This window comes from Streptomyces sp. NPDC057287 (assembly GCF_042667905.1).
In the GTDB taxonomy this organism is placed as follows: Bacteria; Actinomycetota; Actinomycetes; order Streptomycetales; family Streptomycetaceae; genus Streptomyces.
On sequence record NZ_JBHUYV010000026.1, the window covers coordinates 101,644 to 107,833 of the forward strand.

The 6,190-nt window shown below is 70.9% G+C and carries 6 protein-coding genes; 5 read left to right on the top strand and 1 reads right to left on the bottom strand.

What is annotated here, in order from left to right:
* Window positions 1-41 precede the first annotated feature (41 nt).
* Window positions 42-1,142: an FAD-dependent monooxygenase gene (locus ACFUNE_RS35010; protein ID WP_383576546.1), complete on the bottom strand. Its 1,101-nt coding sequence runs from the start codon at window positions 1,140-1,142 to the stop codon at window positions 42-44.
* A 180-nt stretch (window positions 1,143-1,322) separates the two neighbouring features.
* Between ACFUNE_RS35010 and ACFUNE_RS35015 the strand changes: the two genes are divergently transcribed.
* The 5 genes from ACFUNE_RS35015 (at window position 1,323) to ACFUNE_RS35035 (ending at window position 6,061) form a co-directional block, all read left to right on the top strand.
* Entirely contained in the window at window positions 1,323-2,273 is a 951-nt protein-coding gene (locus ACFUNE_RS35015; protein WP_383576562.1) for a TetR/AcrR family transcriptional regulator C-terminal domain-containing protein, read from the top strand.
* 98 nt (window positions 2,274-2,371) lie between these two features.
* The gene (locus ACFUNE_RS35020; RefSeq protein ID WP_383576548.1) at window positions 2,372-3,298 is read left to right on the top strand and encodes an ATP-binding cassette domain-containing protein; all 927 of its coding nucleotides are present in this window, start codon (window positions 2,372-2,374) and stop codon (window positions 3,296-3,298) included.
* Window positions 3,295-4,083, top strand: a complete 789-nt coding sequence (locus ACFUNE_RS35025) for an ABC transporter permease (protein ID WP_383576550.1) — start codon at window positions 3,295-3,297, stop codon at window positions 4,081-4,083. The genes ACFUNE_RS35020 and ACFUNE_RS35025 overlap by 4 nt, the downstream gene beginning before the upstream one ends.
* Window positions 4,084-4,103: 20 nt before the next feature.
* Entirely contained in the window at window positions 4,104-5,396 is a 1,293-nt protein-coding gene (locus ACFUNE_RS35030; protein ID WP_383576552.1) for a sensor histidine kinase, read from the top strand.
* On the top strand, window positions 5,393-6,061 hold the full coding sequence (locus tag ACFUNE_RS35035) for a response regulator (RefSeq protein ID WP_383576554.1): 669 nt from the start codon (window positions 5,393-5,395) through the stop codon (window positions 6,059-6,061). Before ACFUNE_RS35030 ends, ACFUNE_RS35035 begins: the two co-directional genes overlap by 4 nt.
* Window positions 6,062-6,190 lie beyond the last annotated feature (129 nt).

A 6,190-nucleotide genomic window follows, 5' to 3' on the forward strand; every position in this document is an offset into this window, starting at 1 on the left:
CCCTCCCGCCCCGGCCCCGGCAAACGAGATACGCCGGCCCGTCAGCCGTCCAGCGACAGGGCGTTCTTGGCACGCTCCACCGACTGCTCCGAGGCGGGGCCTCCGGGGTTCTCGGTGGCCAGCGCCTGGTTCAGAGCGACGAAGGGGCGCATCCGCTCCTCGTAGCGGGCGAAGGCGGCCGTATGGTCGCCGGGAGTGCGGGCCAGGCAGTCGGCCAGGACATGGCCGCCCACGAGCGCCAGGCTGGTGCCCTGTCCCGAGAGAGGAGAAGGGCAGTAGCCGGCGTCACCGAGCAGAGCCACCCTGCCCTGCGACCAGCGGTCCATCCGGATCTGCGCCATGGCATCGCAGTAGAAGTCGGGGGCGTTGCGGGCGGCCTCGGCCAGCCGCGGCCCCTCCCACCGCAGCGACGCGAGCCGCTCCGTGATGATGCGGCGAAGGGCGCCGGCGTCACGCGCGAGCGGACCGGACTCGAACCCGAACGCGACCCTCAGCTCCGTGTTGTCGCGTACGGCCATGATTCCGAAGCCGGCGTCGCCGTCGCGCATCCACACCTGCCAGTCCTCCAGCGCGAGGAAGTTGTCCGCGCTGAACACGGACAGGTAGCTGCCGAGGTGGTGCGCGAAGCGCTCCTCGGGCCCGAACGCGAGGCGGCGCACCGTGGAGTGCAGGCCGTCCGCTCCGATGACGAGGTCGAAGGTGCGCGACGGCGCATGGGCGAAGTCCACCCGCACACCGGTGCCGTCCTCGTCGAGTGCGGTGATCGTGTCCCCGAAGAGGTAGTCCACGTCAGCGCGCGTGCGCTCGTGGACCATCCGCACCAGGTCCTCGCGCAGCAGCTCGATGTCGTCGCTGTCCAGCCGGCCGCTGCTGAGAGCCACCTCGGTGGAACGTTCGATCTCCTTGCCCTCGGGGTCCAGGACCGACATGCCCCGCATGCGGGTACGCACCCGTCGCGCCTCGTCGAGCAGGCCCATTCGCTCGATCACGTCGAGGGCGACACCCCGGACGTCGACGGCCTGCCCGCCGGGCCGCAGCCCCGGCCCGCGTTCGACGACGGTGACCCCGAAGCCGTGGCGGCGCAGCCAGTAGGCCAGAGCGGGACCGGCGATACCGCCACCGGATATGAGAACAGTGCGCATCAGAAGCTCCTCTCGGTACGATGTATTCAACTGAACGTACGGCGTACGCGCACAGTCGACCAGCGGCCATTTCCCCTGCCTGCACTAGGACAGAGGGCAGGCGAACACCATCGCACCCGCTACCGGCTGCACTAGTACAGGCGAGAGAGGACGGACAATGTGACGAACGCCACAGGACCCATGGACGTGCCTCCGTATCTGCGCATCGCGGCCGAGATCCGCCGACGCGTCGAGCAGGGCGAACTGGCCCCGGGAGAAAGCGTCCCGTCGACCCGCGCGATCGCCAGGGAATGGGGCGTCGCGCTCGCCACCGCCACGAAGGCCCTGACGCACCTCCGGCTGGAGGGGATCGTCGAGACGAAGCCGCGTACGGGCACCGTCGTCGCCGCACCGGCCACCCCGTCCCGCGGACGACGGTCCGCCCCGCCCGCCGCCGCCGGTGTCCCGTCCCCCGAGCCGGAACTGTCCCTGGACCGGATCGTGCGCACCGCCGTCGACATCGCCGACGCCGAAGGACTCTCCGCGCTCTCCATGCGCGGGATCGCCGCCCGGCTCGGCGTCGCCGCCATGTCGCCCTACCGGTACGTGACCGGCAAGGACGACCTCATCCTGCTCATGGCGGACGCCGCGTTCGGCGAGCAGTTCTACCCCTCCACAGCTCCGGACGGCTGGCGCGCCCGCCTGGAGCTGGGTGCGCGGACGCTCTGGACCCTGCACCGGCGACACCCCTGGCTCGCCCAGCTCTCGTCCCTCACCCGCCCCCTGCTCCTCCCCAACCTGATGGTCCACGGCGAATGGTCGCTCAGCGCCCTCGACGGACACGGCCTCGACACCACCACGCTGTTCGACATCCACGTACTGCTCTACAGCCACGTACAGGGTCTGGCGGTCCATCTGGAGCGGGAGGCACACGCCGCGGCGACCACCGGCCAGTCCGAGGACCAGTGGATGGACAGCCGGGGCGACGCCCTCCAGGGCCTGGTCGACTCCGGCCGCTTCCCGACCTTCGCCAAGGTGGTCGGCTCCTTCGACGACGGCTACGACCTCCGCCTCGACACCCTCTTCGAGCTCGGCCTCAAGGCACTCCTCGACGGACTGGCCCCCGTCATCGAAGGCGCGCACCCCGCATAGCCCCGCCCACCCCGCGTCGTACCCCGGTACTACGGCGGTTCTCACATCCAGCCCGCGGTCGGACGACCACCAGCCGCCTGCTCCGTAGCGTCGACACCATGATCAGGGCATACGAACTCACCAAACGCTACGGGGACTCCACCGTCGTCCACGGACTCGACTTCACCGTCCGGCCCGGCACCGTCACCGGCTTCCTCGGCCCCAACGGCGCCGGGAAGTCGACCACCATGCGCATGCTGCTCGGCCTCGACGCCCCCACCGGCGGCCGGTCGACCATCGGCGGCCGCGACTACACCACCCACCCGGCACCGCTCACCGAGGTCGGGGCCCTCCTGGAAGCCCGCTCCGTCCATCCGGGGCGCACGGCCTTCAACCACCTCATGGCGCTCGCCCACACCCACGGCATCCCCCGCAGCCGCGTCGAACACGTCCTGGACCTGGCCGGCCTCACCGGAGCCGCCCACCAGCGGATCAAAGGCTTCTCACTCGGCATGGGACAGCGGCTCGGCATCGCCGCCGCACTCCTCGGCGACCCGGCGGCCCTCGTCCTCGACGAACCGGTCAACGGACTCGATCCCGAAGGCGTCCTCTGGATCCGCAACCTGCTCACCTCCCTCGCCTCGGAGGGCCGGACCGTCCTCGTCTCCTCCCACCTCATGAGCGAGATGGCGCTCACCGCCGACCACCTCGTCGTCATCGGCCGCGGCCGGCTCCTCGCCGACACCACCGTCACCGAGCTGATCCGCTCCGCGGGCGGGGCGTCCGTCAAGGTCGTCACCCCGCAGGCGGACACCCTGCGGGCCCTCCTGAGCGGCCCCGGAGTGCGGATCACCACCGGTACGGCGGGCGAACTGACCGTCCAGGGCACGGACGCCGCCCACATCGGCCGCACCGCAGCCCTGCACGCCGTCCCGCTCCACGAACTCACCCCGCAGACGGTCTCCCTGGAGCAGGCCTTCATGGACCTCACCCAGGAATCCGTCGAGTACCGCACCACCGCACCCCTGACCGGAGCCCTCGCATGACCACTGCCACCGCAGCCTCGCCGTACCGCATCACCCCCCGCCGCGTCCTGCGCTCCGAATGGCACAAACTCTGGTCCCTGCGCTCCACCTGGATCACACTCCTGTCGGCGTCGGCCGTGGTCCTCGGCACAGGCATCCTCATGGGCGCCACCTACACGTCGGACGGCGGCGACTCCGACGTCGACACCGTCGTCCTCGTCCTCTACGGCACCCTGCTCGGCCAGCTGTGCGTCACGGTCCTCGGCATCCTCGTGACGGCCGGCGAGTACTCCACCGGAATGATCCGGGCCTCCCTCACCGTCGTACCGCGCAGACTTCCGGTCCTCGGAGCCAAGACGGCGGTCTTCGCCGCCGTGGCCTTCGGCTGGATGCTCGCCACCGCACTGATCACCTTCATGTCCGCGCAACTGCTCCTCCAGGACACCGACCAGGCCGCCGGACTCACCGCCCCCGGCGTCCTCGGAGCGATCACGGGCAACGCGGCAGGCATCACCCTGCTCAGCCTCATCGCCCTCGGCCTGGGCGCCGCCCTGCGCTCCGTGCCCGGCAGCATCGGGGCGTACATCGGCTGCGTCCTGATTCTCCCCGAGGTGCTGGGCATGCTTCCGTACGATGCCGTGGACAGCGTCCTGAAGTACTTCCCGACCCAGGCCGCCGGGGCACTCGGCACGGCGACCCCCATCCCTGGCACCGCCGCCACCGGTCCCGCCCTGCTGGCCCTGTGCCTCTGGGCAGCGGCGTCGCTGGCCACGGCGGCGGTGCTCCTGCGCCGCCGGGACGCGTGACCGAGCAGCGGGAGACGGCGGTGACGGACCGACGAAGGGCGGACACGGTGAACGACGGGACGGGCCCGCACCCCGCACAACCGCCCACGGGCACCGCTGCGCCGACCCTGTACCTCCAGAGCCTCATGCAACGGCTCCGCGCCTTCGACCGCCGCAGGCCGATGCTCTGGGACATCGCGGTCACCGGCTTCTGGGTCACCGTCGCGGTGCTCGACTACACCACCGGCGGCTGGCGCACGGTCGCCCGCGACGTGGAGGCCCCGGAGCCCCTCGTCCTGCTGATGAGCCTGTGCTTCTCCGTACCGCTGCTGTGGCGCCGCAGCCACCCGGTCGCGGTCCTCCTGCTCATGGCGCCCGTCTCCCTGGTCAACGTCTGGACGGGCGCGGTCGTCCAAGCCGCCTTCCTCCAGCTGATCCCCGCCTACACGATCGGTCTGCGGCTGCCCCTCAAGACCCTGGCCGGGTCCGGGCTGCTGATGTGCCTCCCCGTCGCAGCGGGAGCGATCCGGATACCGGCCACCGCGGGCCAGCACCTCGTCTCCTACCTCTGGGGATTCGCCTTCGTCGCGCTGCTCGCCATCGCGGTACGCACCCGGCGGGAGCACACCGAGGCCCTCGTCGAACGCGCTCACCGGCTCGAACGTGAACGCGACCAGCAGACCAGGCTCGCCGCTGCCGCCGAACGCACCCGTATAGCCCGGGAGATGCACGACATCATCGGGCACAACCTCTCCGTCATCACCGGCCTGGCGGACGGCGGAGCGTACGCCGCCGCCAAGAACCCCGAACGGGCGGCACAGGCGCTCGAAGCCATCGGCACCACCAGCCGACAGGCCCTGTCCGAACTACGGCGTGTGCTCGGCGTCCTGAACGAGGCCGCCCCCGCCGCCGAACTGTCGCCCCAGCCCTCACTCGCGGACCTGGACACGCTGCTTACCGGCGTACGGGACGCGGGGCTCCCCGTCCACCTGACCGTCCGGGGCACACCCTCGACCGGCTCCGCCTCACCCGGCCGCCAACTCGCCGTCTACCGCGTGGTCCAGGAATCCCTCACCAACACCCTCAAGCACGCGGGCCCCGACGCCACCGCCGAGGTCGCCCTCAACTACACGCCCACCGGACTCGAGGTGCGGACCACCGATACGGGCGGGCGCCCGGCGGCACCGGCCGGCGAAGAACCGGGCACCGGACGGGGCATCAGCGGAATGCGGGAGCGCGCCTCCCTCTACAACGGCACACTCGAAGCGGGCCGTCTCCCCGCCGGCGGCTGGCAGACACGACTCCGCCTTCCTCTGGAGGACGCACACCAGTGACGACGGTACTCATCGCCGACGACCAGGCCATGCAGCGCTTCGGCTTCCGCATGCTCCTGGAGAGCCAGGACGACATGACGGTCGTCGGTGAAGCGGCCAACGGCACGGAAGCGGTGGGCCTGACAGCCCGCCACCACCCGGACGTCGTCCTGATGGACATCCGCATGCCAGGACTCGACGGCATCGAAGCGACCCGACGCATCATCACCTCGGGGGCCCGCACCCGCGTCCTCATCGTGACGACGTTCGACCTCGACGCGTACGCCTACGACGGCCTGAGGGCCGGGGCGAGCGGTTTCCTCGTCAAGGACGCGATGCCGGAGGAGCTCCTCTCCGGAGTCCGCGCCGTCGCGAGTGGCGACGCCGTCGTCGCGCCGAGCCTCACCCGCCGGCTCCTGGACGCGTACGTCCACCACCTGCCGGCCGTCCCCGGAGACACCCCTGCCAGGGGCGACGCGCGCATCGCCGCACTGACGGAGCGCGAGAGGGAGATTCTCACGGTCATCGGCCAGGGCTGGACCAACAGCGAGATCGCCACACGCCTGCACCTCGCCGAATCGACGGTGAAGACGCACGTCACCCGCATCCTCGCCAAGACCGGATCCCGGGACCGCATCCAGGCCGTCATCCTGGCGTACGACACACGACTGGTGAACGCCCGCTGAGTGCTGTTGCGGGCCTCTCGCAGCCGAGAAATGGACCCGGAACGCAGAAAAGCCCCGTGCCACAAGGGCACGGGGCTTTCCCGGAATAATTGTTCGGCGGCGTCCTACTCTCCCACAGGGTCCCCCCTG